Origin of the sequence: Kitasatospora sp. NPDC093550, from assembly GCF_044764985.1 — a bacterium.
Lineage (GTDB): Bacteria > Actinomycetota > Actinomycetes > Streptomycetales > Streptomycetaceae > Kitasatospora.
In genome coordinates, this window is the sequence record NZ_JBIWJF010000028.1 from 75,401 (window position 1) to 95,483 (window position 20,083).

The 20,083-nt window shown below is 72.0% G+C and carries 17 protein-coding genes and 2 tRNA genes; 9 read left to right on the forward strand and 10 right to left on the reverse strand.

From position 1 onward, the window contains the following. The first annotated feature begins 194 nt into the window (after positions 1 to 194). Positions 195 to 267: transfer RNA gene (locus ACIRD3_RS32700), tRNA-Ala, on the forward strand. A 90-nt stretch (positions 268 to 357) separates the two neighbouring features. Here ACIRD3_RS32700 and ACIRD3_RS32705 read toward each other — a convergent pair. Next, on the reverse strand, positions 358 to 1,062 hold the full coding sequence (locus ACIRD3_RS32705; protein ID WP_402223804.1) for a DUF5324 family protein: 705 nt from the start codon (positions 1,060 to 1,062) through the stop codon (positions 358 to 360). A 194-nt stretch (positions 1,063 to 1,256) separates the two neighbouring features. Here ACIRD3_RS32705 and ACIRD3_RS32710 point away from each other — a divergent pair, with 194 nt between their 5' ends. After that, positions 1,257 to 2,150 (forward strand): rhomboid family intramembrane serine protease, encoded by an 894-nt coding sequence (locus tag ACIRD3_RS32710; protein WP_402223806.1) that lies wholly within the window; start codon positions 1,257 to 1,259, stop codon positions 2,148 to 2,150. A gap of 336 nt (positions 2,151 to 2,486) precedes the next feature. Here the strand turns inward: ACIRD3_RS32710 and crgA are convergent, their stop codons facing one another. Further along, complete coding sequence (gene crgA, locus ACIRD3_RS32715; RefSeq protein ID WP_402223808.1) at positions 2,487 to 2,735, reverse strand: cell division protein CrgA; 249 nt, start codon at positions 2,733 to 2,735, stop codon at positions 2,487 to 2,489. A 168-nt stretch (positions 2,736 to 2,903) separates the two neighbouring features. Here crgA and ACIRD3_RS32720 point away from each other — a divergent pair, with 168 nt between their 5' ends. The 5 genes from ACIRD3_RS32720 (at position 2,904) to ACIRD3_RS32740 (ending at position 6,630) form a co-directional block, all read left to right on the forward strand. Beyond that, entirely contained in the window at positions 2,904 to 3,668 is a 765-nt protein-coding gene (locus ACIRD3_RS32720) for a DUF881 domain-containing protein (RefSeq protein WP_402223810.1), read from the forward strand. A gap of 69 nt (positions 3,669 to 3,737) precedes the next feature. After that, positions 3,738 to 3,920 carry a hypothetical protein gene (locus ACIRD3_RS32725; RefSeq protein WP_402223812.1) on the forward strand — a complete coding sequence of 61 codons (183 nt, stop codon included), beginning with the start codon at positions 3,738 to 3,740 and terminating at the stop codon, positions 3,918 to 3,920. Between the two features lie 79 nt (positions 3,921 to 3,999). Beyond that, a complete protein-coding gene (locus tag ACIRD3_RS32730; protein WP_402223814.1) occupies positions 4,000 to 4,662 on the forward strand; it encodes an aminodeoxychorismate/anthranilate synthase component II in 663 nt (220 codons plus the stop codon). A 5-nt stretch (positions 4,663 to 4,667) separates the two neighbouring features. Continuing rightward, positions 4,668 to 5,783 carry a class E sortase gene (locus tag ACIRD3_RS32735; RefSeq protein WP_402223816.1) on the forward strand — a complete coding sequence of 372 codons (1,116 nt, stop codon included), beginning with the start codon at positions 4,668 to 4,670 and terminating at the stop codon, positions 5,781 to 5,783. Positions 5,784 to 5,820: 37 nt separating this feature from the next. Then, a complete protein-coding gene (locus ACIRD3_RS32740) occupies positions 5,821 to 6,630 on the forward strand; it encodes a class E sortase (protein ID WP_402223818.1) in 810 nt (269 codons plus the stop codon). Positions 6,631 to 6,804: 174 nt separating this feature from the next. Here the strand turns inward: ACIRD3_RS32740 and pknB are convergent, their stop codons facing one another. From pknB to ACIRD3_RS32770, 6 genes are all read right to left on the reverse strand, one after another. After that, positions 6,805 to 8,895 carry a Stk1 family PASTA domain-containing Ser/Thr kinase gene (pknB, locus tag ACIRD3_RS32745; RefSeq protein ID WP_402223820.1) on the reverse strand — a complete coding sequence of 697 codons (2,091 nt, stop codon included), beginning with the start codon at positions 8,893 to 8,895 and terminating at the stop codon, positions 6,805 to 6,807. Between the two features lie 260 nt (positions 8,896 to 9,155). After that, positions 9,156 to 10,610 (reverse strand): peptidoglycan D,D-transpeptidase FtsI family protein, encoded by a 1,455-nt coding sequence (locus tag ACIRD3_RS32750; protein WP_402223821.1) that lies wholly within the window; start codon positions 10,608 to 10,610, stop codon positions 9,156 to 9,158. Then, positions 10,607 to 11,983: an FtsW/RodA/SpoVE family cell cycle protein gene (locus ACIRD3_RS32755; protein ID WP_402223848.1), complete on the reverse strand. Its 1,377-nt coding sequence runs from the start codon at positions 11,981 to 11,983 to the stop codon at positions 10,607 to 10,609. The genes ACIRD3_RS32750 and ACIRD3_RS32755 overlap by 4 nt, the downstream gene beginning before the upstream one ends. A gap of 160 nt (positions 11,984 to 12,143) precedes the next feature. Then, complete coding sequence (locus tag ACIRD3_RS32760) at positions 12,144 to 13,796, reverse strand: PP2C family protein-serine/threonine phosphatase (protein ID WP_402223824.1); 1,653 nt, start codon at positions 13,794 to 13,796, stop codon at positions 12,144 to 12,146. Between the two features lie 53 nt (positions 13,797 to 13,849). After that, positions 13,850 to 14,401 carry an FHA domain-containing protein gene (locus ACIRD3_RS32765; RefSeq protein WP_402223826.1) on the reverse strand — a complete coding sequence of 184 codons (552 nt, stop codon included), beginning with the start codon at positions 14,399 to 14,401 and terminating at the stop codon, positions 13,850 to 13,852. A gap of 46 nt (positions 14,402 to 14,447) precedes the next feature. Next, positions 14,448 to 15,314, reverse strand: coding sequence for an FhaA domain-containing protein (locus ACIRD3_RS32770; protein WP_402223828.1), 867 nt, complete (start codon positions 15,312 to 15,314; stop codon positions 14,448 to 14,450). Between the two features lie 419 nt (positions 15,315 to 15,733). On the opposite strand from ACIRD3_RS32770, the gene ACIRD3_RS32775 reads away from it, so the two are divergent. Then, positions 15,734 to 15,817, forward strand: a tRNA-Leu gene (locus ACIRD3_RS32775). 91 nt (positions 15,818 to 15,908) lie between these two features. On the opposite strand, the gene ACIRD3_RS32780 is transcribed toward ACIRD3_RS32775, so the two are convergent. Then, positions 15,909 to 17,057: a sensor histidine kinase gene (locus tag ACIRD3_RS32780; RefSeq protein WP_402223830.1), complete on the reverse strand. Its 1,149-nt coding sequence runs from the start codon at positions 17,055 to 17,057 to the stop codon at positions 15,909 to 15,911. Next, positions 17,054 to 17,704 (reverse strand): response regulator transcription factor, encoded by a 651-nt coding sequence (locus tag ACIRD3_RS32785; protein ID WP_229928260.1) that lies wholly within the window; start codon positions 17,702 to 17,704, stop codon positions 17,054 to 17,056. The genes ACIRD3_RS32780 and ACIRD3_RS32785 overlap by 4 nt, the downstream gene beginning before the upstream one ends. Positions 17,705 to 18,045: 341 nt before the next feature. Between ACIRD3_RS32785 and ACIRD3_RS32790 the strand changes: the two genes are divergently transcribed. Beyond that, positions 18,046 to 19,878: a phosphatidylglycerol lysyltransferase domain-containing protein gene (locus ACIRD3_RS32790; protein ID WP_402223832.1), complete on the forward strand. Its 1,833-nt coding sequence runs from the start codon at positions 18,046 to 18,048 to the stop codon at positions 19,876 to 19,878. The last annotated feature ends 205 nt before the right edge of the window (positions 19,879 to 20,083 follow it).

Sequence of the window (20,083 nt, forward strand, 5' to 3'; positions counted from 1 at the left end):
CGGAAGCCGCCCGCCCGAGCTCCCTCCGCCCCCGCGCCTGGCTCCCCCCCCCCCCCCCGGCCCCCCCCCCCCCCCCCGGGGCCCGGCCCCCGCGCCCCCCCCCCCGCCCCCCCCGGCCCCCTTCAGGGGACGGCGCTGGGAAACGCGCCGGAACCCGGTACGCTAGTGCCCGTTGGCACGCGCAGTGCCGTCGAGGGGCATTAGCTCAGTTGGTAGAGCGCTGCCTTTGCAAGGCAGATGTCAGGAGTTCGAGTCTCCTATGCTCCACAGTTCGCAGCAGTCGCCGATCGGCCGTTGACCAGGATCCTGGTCAACGGCCGATCGGCGTTTCCGGACTTCTCCGCGTCTTCCGTCCGGTCAGCTCTCCGCGGGGCCCTCGCCGTCGGCGGACTCGGTGGCCTCGTCCTCGGGGCCGGAGCCGTTCACCGGGGCGGTGGCGGCGTGCGCGCCGGCCGGCCGGGGCCCCTGCCCGGTCGGGGGTTCGACCAGCCACTCCGGGTCGCTGTGCCGGCGCCACCACTGCCAGGCCACCAGGCCGGTGCCGATCGCCAGCAGGCCGGCCACGGCGAGGCCGGTGGACCAGCCGTGGCACCGCTCCTTCCGGGCGTTGCGGGCGGCGAGCTCGCTGATCTCGGCGGAGCTGACGTGGCCCTGCAGCGCGGTCAGCGCCGCGGCGCCCCGGGAATGCGCCTCCTGGGCGACCGGGGTGACCACGGCCCGGGCGTCGTCGACCGCCTGGGTGACCCTGGGGACGACGGTGGCGCGGGCCTGGTCGGCGGCCCGGGTGGCGGAGAGCCGGGCCGCCAGGGCGGCCTCCTGGGCCCGGTGGAGGGCCTTCAGGGCGTTCTGCTGAGCCTCCGGCGGCAGGCTGGCGAAGGCGTGGCCGAACTGCGGGGCGAGGTGCTTGTCGTACTGGACGCGGAGGTTGTGGGCGGCCTGGGTGGCCAGCGGCCCGACGGCGTCCATGGCGGGGCCGAGGCGCTGCTTGGCGCCTTCCGCGAACTGCGTGGCGGTGTCCCGGGTCCTGGCGGCCGTTTCACGGGCTGAGTCCGAAATGCTCACGAGTCTCTCCTCCTGGGTGGCATCCTTTATGCACCTATCCACCTGAATGCTGATCATGCATGCTGATTTGTCCACCGGCACCCCGGGTGGGCCGTACGCGCGGGTGGGCGGGATGCGGCGCAGCCGTCCGTGTGCGGCGGGCTCGGCAGTAGGCTGGCGGTTTCGGAGGTCGTGCACGGGAAGGGGACCCGCTGATGCTCCCGGACGAGCCGCGGTCGTCGGCCGATCGGTCCCCGGAGGGCGGCCTGCCCGGCTGCTACCGGCATCCGCGGACGCCCACCGGGATCTCCTGCACCCGGTGCGAGCGGCCGGTCTGCCCGCAGTGCATGGTGGCCGCCGCGGTGGGCTTCCAGTGCCCCGACTGCGTCGGCACCGGGCACGCCGGGACGCGGCGGGCGACCACCCGGTTCGGGGGTGCGCTCACCGTCGACGGCGGGCTGGTCACCAGGGTGCTGGTCGGCATCAACACCGTCGTCTGGCTGTTGGCCGCCTACGTGCTCACGCCGCGGCTGGGCCAGGTCTGGTCGCTGTTCAGTGCCGGGCGGGACGTCCTCGGCGGCCCGGCCGGCGTCGCCGACGGCCCGGACCAGTGGTACCGGCTGTTGACCGCCACCTTCCTCCACCTGGAGTGGTGGCACATCGGGCTGAACATGCTGGTGCTGCTCTGGCTCGGCCCGCCGCTGGAGGAGGCGCTCGGCCGGCTCCGCTTCCTGGCCCTCTACCTGGTCGCCGGCCTGGGCGGCAGCACCTTCGCCTTCCTCGTGGCCGGGCAGCTGATGAACTCGGTCGGGGCCTCCGGGGCGATCTTCGGGCTGATCGGCGCGACGATCGTGATGCAACTGCGGAACCGGGGGCCGCTGGCCCCGGCGGTGGCGTTCCTGGTCTTCAACCTGATCGTCACCTTCTCCCGCCCGGGCATCGACTGGCGGGCGCACCTCGGCGGCTTGGCGCTGGGCGCGCTGACCGCGGCCGGCCTGATGTACGCCCCGCGCGAGCGCCGCGGACTGGTCCAGGCGCTCGCGGTGGCGGGGGCCCTGGCGGTGGAGGCGGCGATGCTGCTGATCGGGATGTCCCTCTACGGCTCCTGAGGAACCGGACGTTTGTCCACAGCGAGTGCGGGGTTGTGCACAGGTTGTGTGCCCGCCCGGCTGTGGACTGCTGTTCTACGCGCGTCCTGCTGTGCGGTTCCCCTGATTGCGGACGGTTGTGCACAGCTGTGGACGGCCTCGGCCGGGAAAGTTATCCACAGGCTGGGGAGACTTTTCCCCAGTGTGGATAACCATGTGGATAAGCGTGACAGTCCGATGGTGGGGATAACCGACCGGCTTCCCGGCCGGGTCCGGGCACGCCTGACCGCCGCCCCGGGACGAGCGATCCGGAGCGGCGGGAATCGGCCCGGGCCGGGCCTCAGGACGAGCGGGTCGTCACTTCCACTGGGTGGAGACGCCGAAGCCCGCGGCGATGAAGCCGAAGCCCACCAGGATGTTCCAGTTCCGCCAGCCCTCGACCGGGTAGGAGCCGCTGGTCACGTAGTAGGTGACGATCCACACCAGGCCGATCAGGAACAGTGCCAGCATCAGCGGCGCGACCCAGCCGCGGCCCGAGCTGATCTTCACCGCGGCCGCGGTCGGCGGGGTGTAGTCGGACTTCTTGCGGAGTCGAGACTTCGGCACGAGGGGTTCTCCTGTCGATGCGCTGTGAGACCGCGCAGAGGTGCAGCGGGTGTGTCGGTCGACGGACGGCCGTGGAGAACGCTCTGGGGGACGCTCCGCACATGCCACCGGCGTCCGTTAGCGTAGTGGCTCGGCGGGTCTTGAGGAGATAAGGGTACGGTGACTAATTTGTCGATTCCCCCCGGGTCGGCCCGTACCCGTCGTTCCGGTACCCGAATTGTCGGACGTGCCCTGACCTGCGCCGTCTTCGCACTCGCCGGTCTGCTCTTCTACATCAGCGCGCAGACCGCCCGCGGCACCGACCTGCGGACCGACAACTCGCTGCTGAGCCTCGGCGACGTGATCCGCCAGCGCAGCGCCCAGAACCAGCAGGCGCAGTCCCAGCTCGCCGACCTCCAGGCCCGCTCCCAGGACCTCACCGAGCAGCAGGGCCACAGTCCCGCCGACGCCGCGAAGCTGGACGGCCTGCGTCTCGGCGCCGCCCTGGAGCCCCTGCAGGGCGGCGGCCTGACCGTCACCCTCAACGACGCCCCGCCGAACGCCACCGCCCGCATCCCGGGCGTCCCCGAACCCGGCGTCAACGACCTGGTCATCCACCAGCAGGACATCCAGGCCGTGGTCAACGCGCTGTGGCGGGGCGGCGCGGAGGGCGTGCAGGTGATGGACCAGCGGCTGATCTCCACCAGCGCCGTCCGCTGCGTCGGCAACACCCTGCTGCTCCAGGGCCGGGTCTACTCCCCGCCGTACGTGGTCAAGGCGGTGGGGAAGACCGACGCGCTGCGCTCGGCCGTCGACGCGGACCCGACGATCCGCAACTACCTGCAGTACGTCCAGGCGTACGGGCTGGGCTGGAAGGTCCAGGAGAGCGGCGACCTGAGCCTGCCGGGGTACTCCGGCACCACCGAGCTGCGGTCGGCGGGCGGACAGCAGTAGCCGACCGGCCTCACGGGCGTGGGAGGCGGGTCTAGTCTTGACCCCAGTCTGCTACGACGAGGGAGCACCATGTACGGCTTCATCTGGCGTCACCTCCCGGGGAACACCCTGGTCAAGGCCGTCATTTCGGTGCTCCTCGTCCTGGGGACCGTCTACCTGCTCTTCACCTACGTCTTCCCTTGGGCGGAACCGCTGCTCCCCTTCGGCGACGTCACAGTGGACGGCGGCGGCGACGGCGCCGCGACCGGCTGAGCCGGCGGCCCGGCCCCGCCTCCAGCACCGCCATCCAGCACCGCCACCCGGCACCGCATCCCACGGAGACCACGCGCGCATGACCACCCAGTCGACCCCGCCCCGCATCCTGGTGGTGGACAACTACGACAGCTTCGTCTTCAACCTGGTCCAGTACCTGTACCAGCTCGGTGCCACCTGCGAGGTGGTGCGCAACGACGAGGTGACCGTCGAGCACGCCGTCCGCCGCTCCGGCGAGGAGGGCTTCGACGGCGTCCTGCTCTCCCCCGGGCCCGGCTCGCCGGAGGAGGCCGGGGTCTGCATCGAGATGGTGCACCACTGCGCCGGCATCGGGCTCCCGGTGTTCGGCGTCTGCCTGGGCCTGCAGTCGCTCGCCGTCGCGTACGGCGCGGTGGTCGACCGGGCGCCGGAGCTGCTGCACGGCAAGACCTCGCTGGTCGAGCACGAGGACGGCGGGGTGTTCGAGGGCCTGCCCTCGCCGCTGACCGCGACCCGCTACCACTCGCTCGCGGTCGAACCGTCCACCGTGCCGGAGGAGTTGGTCGTCACCGCGCGGACCGAGAGCGGCGTGATCATGGGGCTGAGGCACCGTGAACTGCCGGTCGAGGGCGTGCAGTTCCACCCCGAGTCGGTGCTCACCGAGGGCGGGCACCGGATGCTCGCCAACTGGCTCGCGGAGTGCGGCTTCCCGCAGGCCGTCGACCGGTCGGCCGGGCTCGCCCCGGTGATCGGCCGGGGCTGAGCGGCGTGACCACGCTGCGTCCGGAGGGGCGTTACCAGCCGGAGGCGGACCCGTACGGCGGCGCGCAGCACTACGGAGCCCCCCAGCAGGGCGGGCCGCAGTACGGCGGCGGTCCGAACGGCGGGGCGCCGTACGGCGACGGCCCGTACCAGCAGGCGGCCCCGGTCCAGACCGTGCCCGAGGACGCCTGGGGCGTCTACGAGCAGGCCGAGGAGCCCCTGCAGGACGGGCCCGAGTACCCCTGGCTGCCGGACCAGACCCTGCAGCTGCGGCTGCCCGCCGGGATCGGTGCGGCGGCCGAGCCGGCCGTGCCGACGGGCGGCCGGGCCGAGCGCCGCAGGGCCGCCCAGGGCCGTACGGCGATCCGCTCCGGCAACGGGCGGCGCCGGGCGAACGGCCGCGCCGCCGGGCGGGTGCGCCCCAAGGAGTCCGCGGTCGTGGTGGCCGCCCGGGCCGTCGGCGAGCTGTGCATCACGCTCGGCGTGGTGATGCTGCTGTTCGTCGCCTACCAGCTCTGGTGGACCAACGTGCAGGCCGACGCGGCCGCCGACGGGGCCCGCAACAAGCTGGAGCAGCAGTTCGACGCGGCGGCGCCCGCCCAGCCCGGCCAGCCCGCCCCGGACCCGAACAAGCCCGAGGTGTTCGAGCCCGGCAAGGGCTTCGCCATCATCTACCTGCCCAAGCTGGGGCTGAAGTTCCCGATCGCCGAGGGCACCTCCAAGCCGGCGGTGCTCGACAAGGGCCTGGTCGGCCACTACCCGGGCACCGGGATGCCGGGCGACAAGGCGGGCAACTTCGCGCTCGCCGCCCACCGCAACACCCACGGCGAGCCGTTCCGTTACATCAACCAGCTCGGCAAGGGCGACAAGATCGTGGTGGAGACGGCCGCCGGGTACTACACCTACGAAGTCACCGGGGGCATCCCGGAGACCTCCCCCAGCAACGTGAGCGTGATCAAGCCGGTGCCGAACGGCGCCGGGTACGCCGGCCCCGGCCGCTACATCACGCTGACCACCTGCACCCCCGAATTCACCTCCAAGTTCCGTCTCATCGTCTTTGGGAAGATGATCGAGGAACGGCCGCGCAGCCAAGGCAAGCCGGCCGCGATCACGGGCGGGTAGCCGCCCGGACGTCCGGCCCGGAGGGGGAGCACCGCAGATGCAGGACGACCAGACCGCCCGGTCGGAAGATCCCGGGCGGAGCTCCCTCCCGCCCCCAGGGCGGCCGGCCGGGCGGGGGCGGAGCCGCGCGCTGGCCGCGCTCGGGGTGTTCGGCGAACTGCTGATCACCCTGGGCCTGGTGCTCGGCCTGTTCGTGGCCTACTCGCTGTGGTGGACCAACGTGCAGGCCGACCGCTCCGCCTCGCAGGCCGCCGACCGGCTGCGCGGCTCCTGGGCCGCGGGCCCGGCCCCCACCCCCTCGGCCGCGCCCGGCACCGCCGCCCCCGGCGCGCCGCCCGCGCCGAAGCAGTTCGCGGTGGGCGACGACGTGGGCTTCCTGCACGTCCCGGCGATGGGCCGGGACTTCCAGGTGCTGATCCGGATGGGCACCTCCACCGAGGTCCTGGACGAGGGCGTGGCGGGCGTCTACGAGCAGCCGTACAAGGCCGCGATGCCCTGGGAGCAGACCGGCAACTTCGCCCTGGCGGCGCACCGGGACGGCCACGGCGCCAAGTTCCACGACCTGGACGCCGTCCACAGGGGCGACGCGGTCGTGGTCGAGACCAAGGACAAGTGGTACGTCTACAAGGTCGACAGCACCCTGTCGGAGACCTCCAAGTACGACACCGGCATCGTGGCGCCCGTCCCGGCGCGCGCCGGGTACGCCGGCCCCGGCCGCTACATCACCCTGACCACCTGCACGCCGGTCTACACCTCGCGGTACCGGATGGCGGTCTGGGGGAGCCTGGTGCGGGTGGACGACGTGGACGCCGCGCGCACCCCGCCGCCGGAGCTGCGCCACTCCTGACGGTCCGTGAGGGTCCTGACGGGGCCCCGTGTGGGGTCTCGTCGGGAACGGGAACGGGAACACCGGAACGCCCGAGGGCCCGCCGCGACGGATGCGGCGGGCCCTCGGGCGTCGTCCTCAGGTGTCCTCTGGCTCCCGGCCCCGGTTCAGCCGAACCAGGGGAAGATCGGAGGCCTAGTGGTCCCCTTTGGTGGGTGGGGTGGTGGGGTCGCCCCCTTTGGTCGGATCGGCCGGCTTGGTGAAGAGCTGGACCTGGCTGTTCGGGTCCAGCATGGTGCCGGCTCCGGGGTTGCTCATCTGGACGATCGCGTTCGGGTCCTGAGGGCCGACCACCGAGTAACCCAGGCCGACCTTGGACAGCTGGGCGATGGCGTCCGAGAGCTTGACGTTCTGCAGCGGCGGCACCTGGGCCTTCTCCGGCGCCTTGTAGATCGTCAGCGCGATCTTGGAGTTGGGCGCGGCCTTGGTGTTCGGCTGGACCGACTGCGCGGCGACGGTGTTGACCTTGCTCGGGTCGTTGGTCGGCGTGGTCTTCGAGGAGTCGACCTGGAAGCCGGCGCCGGTCAGCGTGGCCTCCGCGGCCTCCTTCTGGGAGCCGACCACGTTCGGGACGTTCACCTTGCTCTTGCCCTGGGAGACCGTCAGCTTGATCGGGGCGGTCGGGTCGGCGGCCGTGTTGGCCGCCGGGTCCTGGCTGGTGACGGTGTCCAGCGGGGCGGTGTCGTCGTCCTTGTACTCGGGGGTGCCGACGTTGGTGAAGCCGGCCGCGGCCAGCGCCGCCAGGGCCTGGTCCTTGGGCTTGCCCACCACGCTCGGGACCTGGGCCTTCGCCGGGCCGGAGGAGACCTGCACCGTGATGGTCGCGGTCTCGACGACCTGGCTGCCGGGCGCCGGGGTCTGGGTGCAGACCTGGTCCTTCTTGATGGCGGCGTCCGGGCAGGCGATCTTCTCGCCCTCGGTCACCACGAGCTTGGCGCCGGCGGCCGCAGCGGCGGTCTTGGCGTCGGCCAGGCTCTTGCCGATCAGGTTGGGCGCGGCGACCTTCGCGGCGTCCTTCTTGTCGCCGTTGCTGAACATCGCCTGGGCCACGAAGAAGGTGCCGACCAGGACCAGTACGGCGGCGACCGCCAGCACGATCCAGGAGGTGTTGCTCTTCTTCGGCTGGTCGTCGCCGCGCCGGCCGCCGCCCTGGCCGTAGCCGTCGTCGCCGCCACCGGCGTAGGTCTGGCCGTAGCCGTCGTCCTGCTGCCCGTAGCCGGGCTGCCCGGAGGCCTGCGGCAGCAGGGTGGTCGGGCCGCCGCCGGGCTGCTGCGGCAGCACGTTGGTCTGGCCGTACGGGTCGTGCTGCTGCGGGTAGCCGTTCTGGTCGTAGCCGTAGCCGGCCGCGCCCATGCCGTAGGCGGCCTGCTGGGCCGCGGCCACCGGCAGGCCGTCGAGGAAGCGCTCGATGTCGTCGCGCATCTCGTCGGCGCTCTGGTAGCGGTAGTCCCGCTCCTTGGCGAGCGCCTTCAGCACGATCGCGTCGATCTCGGGGCGCACCTCGGGGTCGAAGACCGACGGCGGCTGCGGCTCCTCCCGGACGTGCTGGTAGGCCACCGCGACCGGCGAGTCGCCGACGAACGGCGGGCGGACGGTCAGCAGCTCGTAGAGCAGGCAGCCGGTGGAGTAGAGGTCGGAGCGGGCGTCGACCTGCTCGCCCTTGGCCTGCTCGGGGGAGAGGTACTGGGCGGTGCCGATGACGGCGGAGGTCTGCGTCATGGTCATCCCGGCGTCACCCATCGCGCGGGCGATGCCGAAGTCCATCACCTTGACGTTGCCCTGCCGGGTCAGCATCACGTTGGCGGGCTTGATGTCGCGGTGCACGATGCCGGCCCGGTGCGAGTACTCCAGGGCCTGGAGGATGCCGATGGTCATCTCCAGCGCCCGCTCGGGCAGCAGCCGGCGGCCGGAGTGCAGCAGCTCGCGCAGCGTCGAACCCTCGACGTACTCCATCACGATGTACGGGATGGAGATGCCGTCGATGTAGTCCTCGCCGGTGTCGTACACGGCGACGATCGCGGGGTGGTTCAGGGACGCCGCCGACTGCGCCTCACGGCGGAAGCGGGCCTGGAACGACGGATCCCGGGCCATGTCGGCCCGGAGCGTCTTCACGGCGACGGAACGGCCGAGCCGGGTGTCATGGGCGAGGTACACCTCGGCCATGCCGCCGCGTCCGAGGACGCCGCCGAGCTCGTACCTGCCGCCTAGGCGACGAGGCTCTTCCATAGTTCCGACCCTCTCCCTCACCCGCCGGTGAGGTTGTGACGTAGGTGTCCCCGCACGCTCTGGGTGACGCCGCGCGGTGCGCGACCGGTTCTCCGGCCGGGCCGAGCGGTGCCTCGCGGGCGGCAACGGGCACACCCGCTGCTGGCGGATACGCTACCGGTCGCACCCCATCGGACCGGAGTCAGCCGTCGGCCGATATCAGACCGGTATCCGGAACGGGGTGTCGATCGTGACATTCCCCTCACTCCGGACCCGGCCTTCTACTTGCCGAGTGCGGCCTGCATCACCGCCTTGGCGATCGGGGCGGCGAGCCGGCCGCCGCTGATGCCGTCGCGGTTCTGGGAACCGTCCTCGACCACCACCGCGACCGCGACCGACTGGCCGTCCGGGGCCTTCGCCCAGGAGGTGAACCAGGCGAAGGGCAGCCCGGCGTTGTCCTCGCCGTGCTGCGCGGTGCCGGTCTTGCCGCCGACCTGCACGCCCGGGATCTTGGCGTTCTTGCCGGTGCCGTTCTCGACCACCGAGACCATCAGGTCCTGCATCTTCTGCGCGGTGGCCGGGCTCATGGCCTGGGAGAACTGCTTCTCGGTGTGCTTGGAGATGGTGGTCAGCGTGGCCGAGCGCTCCTGGTCGACCAGGTAGGGCTGCATCAGACTGCCGTTGTTGCAGATCGCGGCCGAGACCATGGCCATCTGCAGCGGGGTGGCGCGGGTGTCGTGCTGGCCGATCGAGTCCTGGGCGGTGCCGTCCAGGCTCTTGCTGTCCGGGAAGACGCTCGCCTCGGAGCGGACCGGGGTGTCGATCGTGCTGTTGAAGCCGAACTTCTCGGCCTGCGCCCGCATCTTCTCCTTGCCCAGGTCGGCGCCGATCTTGGCGAAGACCGTGTTGCAGGACTGGTCCATGCCGGACTTGACCGTGGCGTTCTCGCACTGCTCCTGGGGGCTCTCGTTCTTCAGCTGCGTCGTGGTGCCCGGCAGGACGTACGGCTCCGGCGTGGTCGTCGCGTCGTCGATGCCCTGGAACATGCCGTTCTCGAACGCGGCGGTCGCGGTGACCAGCTTGAAGGTCGAGCCGGGCGGATAGGTCTCCTTGAGCGCCCGGTTGAGCAGCGGCTTGTTCGGGTCGGCGTTGAGGTCGTTCCACGCCTTGGTCGAGGCGCCGTCGAAGCCGGCGAAGCTGCCCGGGTCGAAGGAGGGCGTGGAGACCATCGCGAGGATGGCGCCGGTCTTCGGGTCGACCGCGACCACGGCGCCCTTCTTGTTGCCCATGGCGTCCCAGGCCGCCTTCTGGACCTTGGCGTTGACCGTGGTGACGACGTCGCCGCCGCGCTTGGGCTCGCCGGTCAGCATGTCCAGGGTGTTGCGGAAGAACAGCCGGTCGTCCGTCCCGGACAGGATGCCGTCCTCCAGCGCCTCCAGGCCGACGCTCTGGAACTGGGTGGCGTAGCCGGTGACCGGGGCCCACATCGGGCCGTCGACCCAGGAGCGCTGGTACTTGAAGCGCAGGCCGTTGACGAAGTCCGACTTCGTGACCGGCTGGCCGCTCGCGATGATGTTCCCGCGCGGGTGGGCGTAGCGGTCGTACAGCTGGCGCTTGTTGTTCTTGTTGCTCGCCCAGGAGTCGGCCTGGACGCCCTGCACCCAGTTGGTGCGCACCATCAGGGCCAGTATCAGCACGAGGCAGAAGATCGAGACCCGGCGGATCGGCTTGTTCATCGGGCGGGTCCTCCCGGGCCCTCGGAGGCGGGGGTCGGCTCGACGCCGGGGCGGCGGGCGCTGTCGCTGATCTTCAGCAGGATCGCGACCAGTGCCCAGTTGGCGACCACGGACGAGCCGCCCTGCGCGAGGAACGGCATGGTCATACCGGTCAGCGGGATCAGTCCGGTCACACCGCCGGCCACCACGAACACCTGCAGCGCCATCGCCGAGGCGAGGCCGACGGCGAACAGCTTGCCGAAGGGGTCGCGGGCGGCGATCGCGGTGCGCAGGCCGCGCTGGATCAGCAGCCCGTACAGCAGGAAGATCGCCATCATGCCGGTCAGTCCGAGCTCCTCACCGAAGGAGCCCAGGATGAAGTCGCTCTTGGCGGCGAAGTTGATCAGCCAGGAGCGGCCCTGGCCGAGGCCGGAGCCGGTGACCCCGCCGGAGCCGAGCGCCATCAGCGACTGGCCGATCTGCTCGGTGGCGCCGGGCGGGGGCTTCGGGCTGAAGGCGGCCATCGGGTCGAGCCACGCGTTGATGCGGATCTTCACGTGGTTGGCGGTGGAGGCGACCGCGACCGCGCCGCCGACCGACATCAGCAGGCCGAACAGGATCCAGCTGGTCCGCTCGGTGGCGACGTAGAGCATCACCACGAACAGGCCGAAGAACAGGAAGGACGTGCCGAGGTCGTTCTCGAAGATCAGGATCAGCAGGCTGAGCAGCCAGATCACGACGATCGGTCCGAGGTCGCGGCCGCGCGGCAGGTACAGGCCCATGAAGCGGCGGCTGGCCAGCGCCAGCGCGTCCCGCTTGACCATCAGGTAGCCGGCGAAGAACACCGTCAGGATGATCTTGGCGAACTCGCCGGGCTGGATGGAGAAGCTGCCCAGCCGGATCCAGATCTTGGCGCCGAAGTCCTCCGCCCGGGCCGGGAAGAAGGCCGGTGCGGCGAGCAGGACCAGGGCCACCACCATCGAGATGTAGGTGTAGCGCTGGAGCACCCGGTGGTCCTTCAGGAGGACCATCACCCCGATGAAGCCCGCGATGCCGAGGCCCGACCACATCAGCTGGTTCTGGGCCGCCGGGAAGTTGCCGCTGAGCAGCTTGCCCGCCTTGTCCAGCCGCCAGATCATCACCACGCCGAGCCCGTTCAGCAGCGTGGCGATCGGCAGCATCAGCGGGTCCGCGTACGGCGCGAAGCGGCGCACCAGCAGGTGCGCGACCAGGGCCAGGGCGCCCATGCCGAGCCCGTAGCCGAGCATGCCGGCGGGCAGCTTGGAGTCCATCGCGAGGCCGACGTTGGCGTACGCGAGGACCGGCAGCAGGACCGCGAAGAGCAGCAGGGCCAGTTCGGTGTTGCGCCGGTTCGGCGCCTCCTGCGGGGAGATCGTGGTGTTGCCCCGCCGCCGGGGGACGGCGCGCTCGGCCGTCGCCCGGCGCCGGCCGAGCCGGCCGGTGCCTTCGCTCACGTTGTAGCTGCTCACGTGGAGACCGCTCCCTGACGGCCGGCCGGCCCGCTCGGGGCGGTCCTATGTCGGATCACGGACGTCACTGCTTCGGGCAGGCGTTGGCCCGGCTGAGTTCGTCGTCGGTCAACTGGTCGCCGCCCTGCGCGCCGGCGGCCGGAGGGGTGGCGTTCGGCGCCGGAGTGCCGGAGGCGGCCGCGCCCGGGGTGGTCGGGTTCGGGGTGGCCGGGGTCGGCGTGGGCGAGGGCGCGGTCGTCGGGGCCGCCGCGGCCGGGCCGCGGCTCTTCTCGCCCGGGGTGGGCGTGGTGGCCAGGAACGCGGCGTGGGTGGCCTGCGTCGGCTGGGTGCCCTGGGCGGACGGGGCCGTCGCCGCGGCGGCCCGCTGGCAGAGCTGGACCCAGCCGTCGAGCTCCTGGACGGTCTTGTTCGCGTCCGACATGCTGCCGACCGAGATGGTCTTCTTCACGTGGGCCTGCTGGTCCTCGGGCAGCCACTTCAGCTGGATCTTGCTGTACGAGGAGTGAACCGAGGACAGGCTCAGACCGGCCAGGTTCTGGTTGAGGCCCTGGTAGATCGCGACGTGGTCGCCGTCCTCGCCGATGTAGTACTGGTCCTGGGTCCACTGGTAGCCGAAGAAGCCGGCGCCGCCGAGCAGGCCGAGCGTGACCAGGACGGCCAACGAGACGGTCAGGCCCTTGCGCTTGCGCTTGCGGGGCTGCTCCTCCTCGAAGTCCTCGGTGCCGTACACCGAGGGCTCGGCGGAGCCGTAGCCGTAGCCGCCGCCCTCGTAGCCCTCGGCGGGGCCGAAGCCGCCCGAGGCGGGGTCGTGGTCGCCCTCGTAGCCCTCGGCCGGGCCGAAGGCGCCCTGCGGGCCGCGGCCGAGGCCCGCCGCGCGGCCGGCCGGGGTGTCCGCGATCGAGCGGTCGGCGGCGGCCGAGGACGGCGGGGCGTCGGCGACCGCGCCGACCACCACCGGGACGTCGTTGAATTGGCCGCTCATGGTGTCGGTGGCGCCGACGTCGATGACGTCGGCCACGATGCAGGTGATGTTGTCCGGACCGCCGCCGCGCAGCGCGAGCTGGATCAGCTCCTGCACGGTCTGCTCGGGCGAGTAGAAGCTGCCGAGGGTGTCCTGGAGCGTCTGGTGGCTGACCGGGCCGGAGAGGCCGTCGGAGCAGATCAGGTAGCGGTCGCCGGCCCGGACCTCGCGGATCGACAGGTCGGGCTCGACCTGGCCGCGGCCGTCCAGCGCCCGCATCAGCAGCGAGCGCTGCGGGTGGGTCTCGGCCTCCTCGGGCGTGATCCGGCCCTCGTCGACCAGGCGCTGCACCCAGGTGTGGTCCTGGGTGATCTGCACCAGCGAACCGTCGCGCAGCAGGTAGGCGCGGGAGTCGCCGACGTGCACCAGGCCCATCCGCTGGCCCGTCCAGAGCATGGCGGTGAGCGTGCAGCCCATGCCCTCCAGCTGCGGGTCCTCCTCGACCATCTGCCGGAGCCGGTCGTTGGCGCCCTGGACGGCGTCACCGAGCAGGGTCAGCAGATCGGCGCCCGGCACGTCCTCGTCCAGCCGGACGATCGAGCCGAGCACCTCGGAGGAAGCGACCTCGCCGGCCGCCGCGCCGCCCATGCCGTCGGCCACGGCCAGCAGCCGCGGCCCGGCGTAGCCGGAGTCCTCGTTCCCCTCCCGGATCAGTCCCTTGTGGGAGCCGGCGGCGAAGCGCAGCACCAGGGTCATGCGACCTGTGCCCCCCTCTGGGTCATGGACGGGATGCTTGCCCTCATGCGCTACTACTTCCGCAGTTCGATGACGGTCCTGCCGATACGGATCGGCATGCCCGGCTGGAGCGGGGTGGGCGCGGTCAGGCGCTGCCGGTCCAGATAGGTGCCGTTGGTGGAGCCTAGATCCTCGACCGTCCACTGCCCAGTCTGATCCGGATAGATCCTGGCATGCCGGGAGGACGCGTAGTCGTCGTCCAGCACGATGGTGGAGTCGTGCGCGCGGCCCAGCGTGATGGTCTGGCCCTGCAGCGCCACGGTGGTGCCGGCGAGCGAGCCCTGGACCACGACCAGCTGGGTCGGGCCGCCGCGACGGCGTCCGCCGCCGGGCTGGGTCGGGGCCGCCGCCGCGGCCGGAGCCGGGACGGGGGTGGGCGTGGGACGACCCGCGGCCTGGGTGGAAGCGCCGCCGGCCGCCGTGGCGGACGCGCCGCGACGGGAGGACCGGGGGTTCACCTTGGTGCCGAAGAGGTCGCTGCGGATCACCTGGATCGCGACGATGACGAACAGCCACAGCACGGCCAGGAAGCCCAGCCGCATGACCGTGAGGGTCAGTTCTGACATGGCCGTCCCGCCAGTCGGTGAGCGAGGCGCGCGAACAATTCGGACACTACCCTTCGACCTGCCGGTAGACGATGGTGGTGGAGCCCACGACGATTCGCGAGCCGTCGCGGAGCGTAGCGCGCTGGGTGTGCTGTCCGTCCACCACGATGCCGTTGGTGGAACCCAGGTCGAGCACCATCGAAGGGCTGCCGGGCCGGATCTCGGCGTGCTTGCGGGAGACCCCGGGGTCGTCGATCCGCACGTCGGCCTCGGTGGAGCGGCCGAGCACGCAGGCCGAACCGGAGATCTGGTGGCGGGCGCCGTTCACCTCGACCCAGCGGCGCACCGAGGCACCGCCGTGGCCGGCGCCGGGGAGGTTGTGGACGTTGCCGCGGGCGGGCGCGGGCGGGCCCGGCGGCATGGCGGGGGGCGTGGCCGGGGGCGGGGGCGTGCCGTACTGGCCGGCGCCGGACTGCTGCCACGGCGCGCCCACGGCCGGGGCGGCCGGCGGGCGGTCGTAGCCGGGCTGCGGCTGCTGGGCGTACTGCTGCGGGGGCTCCTCGGCGGCGAGGGTGCGGCTGCGCACCCGGTACAGGCCGGTGTCGAGGTCGTCGGCCTTCTCCAGGTTCACCTGGAGCGGGCCCATGAAGGTGTACCGCTGGGCCTCGGCGTACTCGCGGACCATGCCGGCCAGCTCGGCGCCCAGCTGCCCGGAGTAGGGGCTGAGGCGCTCGTGGTCGTGCGGGCTCAGCTCGACGATGAAGTCGTTCGGCACGACGGTGCGGTCGCGGTTCCAGATGCTCGCGTTGTTGTCGCACTCGCGCTGCAGCGCCCCGGCGATCTCCACGGGCTGGACCTCGGACTTGAACACCTTGGCGAAGGTGCCGTTGACGAGACCCTCAAGTCGCTGCTCGAACTTCTTCAGCACTCCCATGGGGCACCCCCTTCCAGGGTTCGTTCGCCTGCCTGCCGGCCGGATCCCGCCCGGGAACCGGCCGCGCCTACTTGCGGTACTTCCGTACTGATCGTATCCACGCCGGGCCCTTCCGTACGGTTCCCGGACCGTGTGGTGCCCGGGGGTGGGCTCGGACACACAGGGTGACGCATGTCGGGCACGGCACGCCAGGTGTGCCCGTCGGAGCGGGTGCCGACCCCTCGTGCACGCGTTCGCCGCGCACCCGTTCGGATGCGGTCGGTCCCGCCCGACGAGCGATTCGGAGCAGCCCCCCAGGTCGTGCTACTGTTTTCCACGTCGGAAGGGCCGCCCGGAAGGGAGGCCGGTCCAAGGAAACGCGAAGTCCTCATGGTACCGAGCGGTTCGGAAGATCGGTCGGCAATGAGGACAACACCCATGCGCGGGTGGCGGAATAGGCAGACGCGCTGGATTCAGGTTCCAGTGCCCGCAAGGGCGTGGGGGTTCAACTCCCCCCTCGCGCACAGTGAAGCCCCGCAGATCTACGGATCTGCGGGGCTTTTTCGTCGTCCCGTGGTGTTCCGGGGCGTTCTCCACCGCCCGGTCGCGGTGGGGTCAGGAGCGGGCCGCGGGGAGCTCGGCGCGGACCTCGAAGCCGCCGTCCTGGGTGGGGCCGGCGGTCAGGGTGCCGCCCAGCAGCTGGGCGCGCTCGCGCAGGCCGACCAGGCCGTGGCCGCCGCCCGGGAGGGTCTCGGCCGGGCGGACCGGCGGGGCCTCGTTGCGCACTTCGACCCGCAGCCGGCGCCCCTTCGCCCGGACCCGCACGTGGACCGCGGCCTCCGGGGCGTACTTGGTGATGTTGGTGAGCGCCTCCTGCACGGTGCGGTAGGCGGCCCGTTCGACCGCCTCCGGCCACGGGCGGTCGCCGGGGTTCAGCTCGGCGTCGGCGGCCAGGCCGCTCTCCTCGATCAGCCGGGGCAGGTCGGCCAGCCGGGGCTGCGGGGCGAGCGGGGCGTCCGGCAGCGGGCCGCCGGTGCCGCGCAGCACCCCGACCATCTGGCGCAGCTCCTCCAGGGTCCGCACGGACAGTTCGCGGATGGTGCGGGCGGCGGTCACCGCGGCCGGGTCGGTGCTGCTGACCTGGAGCGCGCCGGCCTGGATGCTGATCAGGCTGACCTGGTGCGAGACCACGTCGTGCATCTCCCGGGCCAGCCGGCCGCGCTCGGTGATCAGCACCCGCTCGGCCAGCAGCCGGCTCTCCCGCTCCTGGCCGCGGGTCAGCTCGTCCAGGCGGGCGGCCAGCTCCCGCCGGGTACGGGCGAGCAGACCGGTGGCGGCCGGGCCGGCGGCCAGCATCACGGCCTGGATGGCGTCCAGGGCGGTGGCCCGGCTCAGGTCGACGAGGTGGTCGGGCAGCGGCCAGTGGAAGAACTCGACCAGGGTGAAGAGGACGCCGCAGGGGATCACGATCCGCGGGCGGGGGCGTTCGGCGGACACCGTGTAGACGGCCGTTATCGGGGCCAGCCAGATCTCGTTCACCCAGCTGCCGGGCATCGTGAGCAGCAGCACCGTGACCGGGAAGCGGCGGCGCCAGAACAGCGCGACGGCGGCCAGGGTGGAGAGGGTCAGCTGCCACCAGGTGGCGTCCCGGGCCACCAGGGCGGCGTCCAGCAGGGAGTACAGGACGGGCAGCAGCAGCATCAGCCAGGGCGCGGTGCACCAGGCCGGCAGCCGTCCGGACGGCAGCTGGTCGGCGGCCGTCATGCCCCGTCGCCGGGCTTGGGCCGGACCAGGCCGGCCCGGTGGGCGAGGACGGCGGCCTGCACCCGGTTGGCCGCGCCGAGCTTGCCGAGGATCGCGCTGATGTGGTCCTTGACGGTGCCGGTGCCGAGGAAGAGGCGGTCGGCGATCTCGGCGTTGGACAGGCCCTCGCCGAGCAGCGCCAGCACGTCCAGCTCCCGGCCGGTGAGGGTGCGGGCCAGCGCGGTGGCCTCGGCGTCCGGGCCGCCGCCGTCCACGTAGCCGCCGATCACGGTGCGGGTGACCGTCGGGGACAGGATGTTGCCGCCCGCCGCGAGCACCCGGACGGCGTGCACCAGCTGCTCGGGGGCGGTGTCCTTGAGCAGGAAGCCGGTCGCGCCGGCCCGCAGCGCGGTGCCGATGTACTCGTCGGTGTCGAAGGTGGTGAGCATCGCGACGGCGGGCGGGTCGGGCAGGGCGCGCAGCCGGCGCAGCACCGAGATGCCGTCGAGGTCGGGCATCCGGATGTCCAGCAGCACCACGTGCGGGCGCAGGCGCTGGACGTGTTCCTCGGCCTGCCCGCCGGAGCAGTCGCCGACCACCTCCAGGTCGGGGGCGGAGCCGACGATCAGGCCGAGGCCGGAGCGGACCAGGATCTCGTCGTCGACGATCAGCACGCGGGTGGTGGTGATGGTGCCTCCTCGGTTCGGGCGGCCGGGTGGGCGGTCCGCGTGGGTCGGTTCCGAGAGTAGGGGTAGCGGGGGCGGCGCGCCGAACGCCCGGGGGGTGTCCACCCCCGCCGTTCGGCGGGGGTGGGAATCCGCTACCCGGTTCACGCAATTCTCAGCTTCGGTGGGGAACCATGGAGTTGGCTGACCCTTTCCGGGCTGCTCCCCCCACCAGGGCGGACGGCCGGGCGGGCGTCGCCGGTCAGTCCGTCGGGCCCGTGCGGGCGCCCGGCGCCGGGCCGTACGCGGATGCGCCCCACCATCTGATCGTTTGGAATTGAGCTGTGTCGTCCACTGTGAAGTCGGAGCCGTCCGCCACGTCCCCCGGGCCCCGGCCCGTCGGCGTGCTCGACCGCTGGCGCCCGAGGGCCGCCGTGGCCTCCGTCTGGTACCTGCGGTTGATCGCGCTGCTGAACGTGGCGACGGTCCTGCTGGTGCCCTTCCGGGACCAGGTCAGCGAGCACAACGAGGGTGAGTACTTCACCCCGTACCTGATGACCTCGGGCCTGGCCAGCGCGGTGCTGTCGGTCTTCCTCGCCGTCGCGATGCGGCGGCGCAAGCGGGCCGCGTGGATCTTCAACGCGGCGCTCGGCGGACTGTTCGCGCTGCTCTACCTCTCGGTCATGCTGCTGCCGGACGAGCGGTTCAACCGGCACCCGCTCAACTACTTCTCCACCGTGCTGACCTGCCTGTTCGTGCTCGCGCTGCTGGTCGGGCGGAAGGAGTTCACCTCCAAGGGCGACAGCTCCAACCCGAAGACCGCGGCGGCCACCTTCGTCGGCGGCCTGGTGTTCGGCGGCCTCGTCGGCGGGCTGCTGGTCTGGGCCACCAACGAGCTGTCCGGCGCGGGCTTCTGGGACCTCTTCCGCTACTCGGTCGGCCGGATGATCACCATCACCCCGTCCGAGCACCTGCGTTCGGTGATCGCCGCGCCGACCTGGGTGAACGCCGCCATCAACGCGATGGGCGGGGTGCTCTTCCTGCTGGTGCTGTACGTGGCCTTCCGCAGCCCGCGCGGCAAGGAGCTGCTGACCACCGAGGACGAGGCGAAGCTGCGCGGACTGCTGGACAAGCAGGGCGAGCGGGACTCGCTCGGCTACTTCGCGCTGCGCCGGGACAAGGCGGTGATCTTCTCCCCCAGCGGCAAGGCGGCGGTCACCTACCGGGTGATCGGCGGCGTCTCGCTGGCCTCGGGCGACCCGATCGGCGACCCGGAGGCCTGGCCGGGCGCGATCGACGCCTGGCTGGCCGAGGCCCGCGAGCACGCCTGGGCGCCGGCCGTCATGGGCGCCTCCGAGGAGGCCGGGGTGATCTACGCCCGGCACGGGCTGGACGCGCTGGAGCTGGGCGACGAGGCGATCGTCGAACTGGACGAGTTCTCGCTGGACGGCCGCGCGATGCGGGTGGTCCGGCAGGCGTACAACCGGGTCAAGCGGGCCGGCTACACGGTGCGGATCCGCCGCCACGAGGACATCTCCGAGGAGGAGATGGCCGCGCTGGTGGCCAAGGCCGACGAGTGGCGCGACGGGGCGACCGAGCGCGGCTTCTCGATGGCGCTGGGCCGGCTCGGCGACCCGGGCGACGGCCGCTGCGTGATGCTGGAGTGCAGCGACGGCGAGGGCGAGCTCAAGGCGCTGCTGAGCTTCGTCCCGTGGGGCCCGGACGGGCTCTCGCTGGACCTGATGCGCCGGGCCCGGGACACCGAGAACGGCCTGATGGAGTTCATGGTGATCGAGCTCCTGCAGCGCGCCGACGAGGTCGGACTGAAGCGGGTCTCGTTGAACTTCGCGATGTTCCGCTCCGTTTTCGAGCGCGGTTCGCGCCTGGGCGCGGGACCGGTGCTGCGGCTCTGGCGTTCCGTCCTGGGATTCTTCTCGCGCTGGTGGCAGATCGAGTCGCTGTACCGCGCGAATGCCAAGTACCGGCCGATCTGGGAGCCGCGCTACCTGCTGTTCGAGAAGAGCAGCGAGATTCCGCGGATCGGCATCGCGAGCGCGCGCGCCGAGGGTTTCATCGTCGCGCCCAGCCTGCCCGCCCTGTTCCGACGCCGGCACGCCCGGGCCGCCGTGGCGGCGGCTCCTCGGGTGCCGGTGTCGGCCCGGGACGGGAAGGGGTAGCCCTCCGCCGGGGGGCGGAGGGGGGCCGGTCGGCCGGATGGGGGTCCGGCGGGGGGATTGTTCTCCCCCCTGAGGATGACCCTTATCCCCATCCATGCCGATGTGGCTTTGTTAAGAGGCTTCTAATGTTGAAGTAGACGAGAGTTCGGGGATTCGGAGAAAAAGCTGTGATTCACAGGACCCACGCGGGGGGCGTGCGAAAGGG

Excerpts from the sequence above, each read along its gene's own strand:
- ACIRD3_RS32710 (WP_402223806.1), top strand. The coding sequence starts at position 1,257 with ATGCTCCCGGACGAGCCGCGGTCGTCGGCCGATCGGTCCCCGGAGGGC.
- ACIRD3_RS32725 (WP_402223812.1), top strand. The coding sequence starts at position 3,738 with ATGTACGGCTTCATCTGGCGTCACCTCCCGGGGAACACCCTGGTCAAG.
- ACIRD3_RS32730 (WP_402223814.1), top strand. The coding sequence starts at position 4,000 with ATGACCACCCAGTCGACCCCGCCCCGCATCCTGGTGGTGGACAACTAC.
- ACIRD3_RS32740 (WP_402223818.1), top strand. The coding sequence starts at position 5,821 with ATGCAGGACGACCAGACCGCCCGGTCGGAAGATCCCGGGCGGAGCTCC.
- pknB (WP_402223820.1), bottom strand. The coding sequence starts at position 8,895 with ATGGAAGAGCCTCGTCGCCTAGGCGGCAGGTACGAGCTCGGCGGCGTC.
- ACIRD3_RS32750 (WP_402223821.1), bottom strand. The coding sequence starts at position 10,610 with ATGAACAAGCCGATCCGCCGGGTCTCGATCTTCTGCCTCGTGCTGATA.
- ACIRD3_RS32760 (WP_402223824.1), bottom strand. The coding sequence starts at position 13,796 with ATGACCCTGGTGCTGCGCTTCGCCGCCGGCTCCCACAAGGGACTGATC.
- ACIRD3_RS32765 (WP_402223826.1), bottom strand. The coding sequence starts at position 14,401 with ATGTCAGAACTGACCCTCACGGTCATGCGGCTGGGCTTCCTGGCCGTG.
- ACIRD3_RS32770 (WP_402223828.1), bottom strand. The coding sequence starts at position 15,314 with ATGGGAGTGCTGAAGAAGTTCGAGCAGCGACTTGAGGGTCTCGTCAAC.
- ACIRD3_RS32780 (WP_402223830.1), bottom strand. The coding sequence starts at position 17,057 with ATGACGGCCGCCGACCAGCTGCCGTCCGGACGGCTGCCGGCCTGGTGC.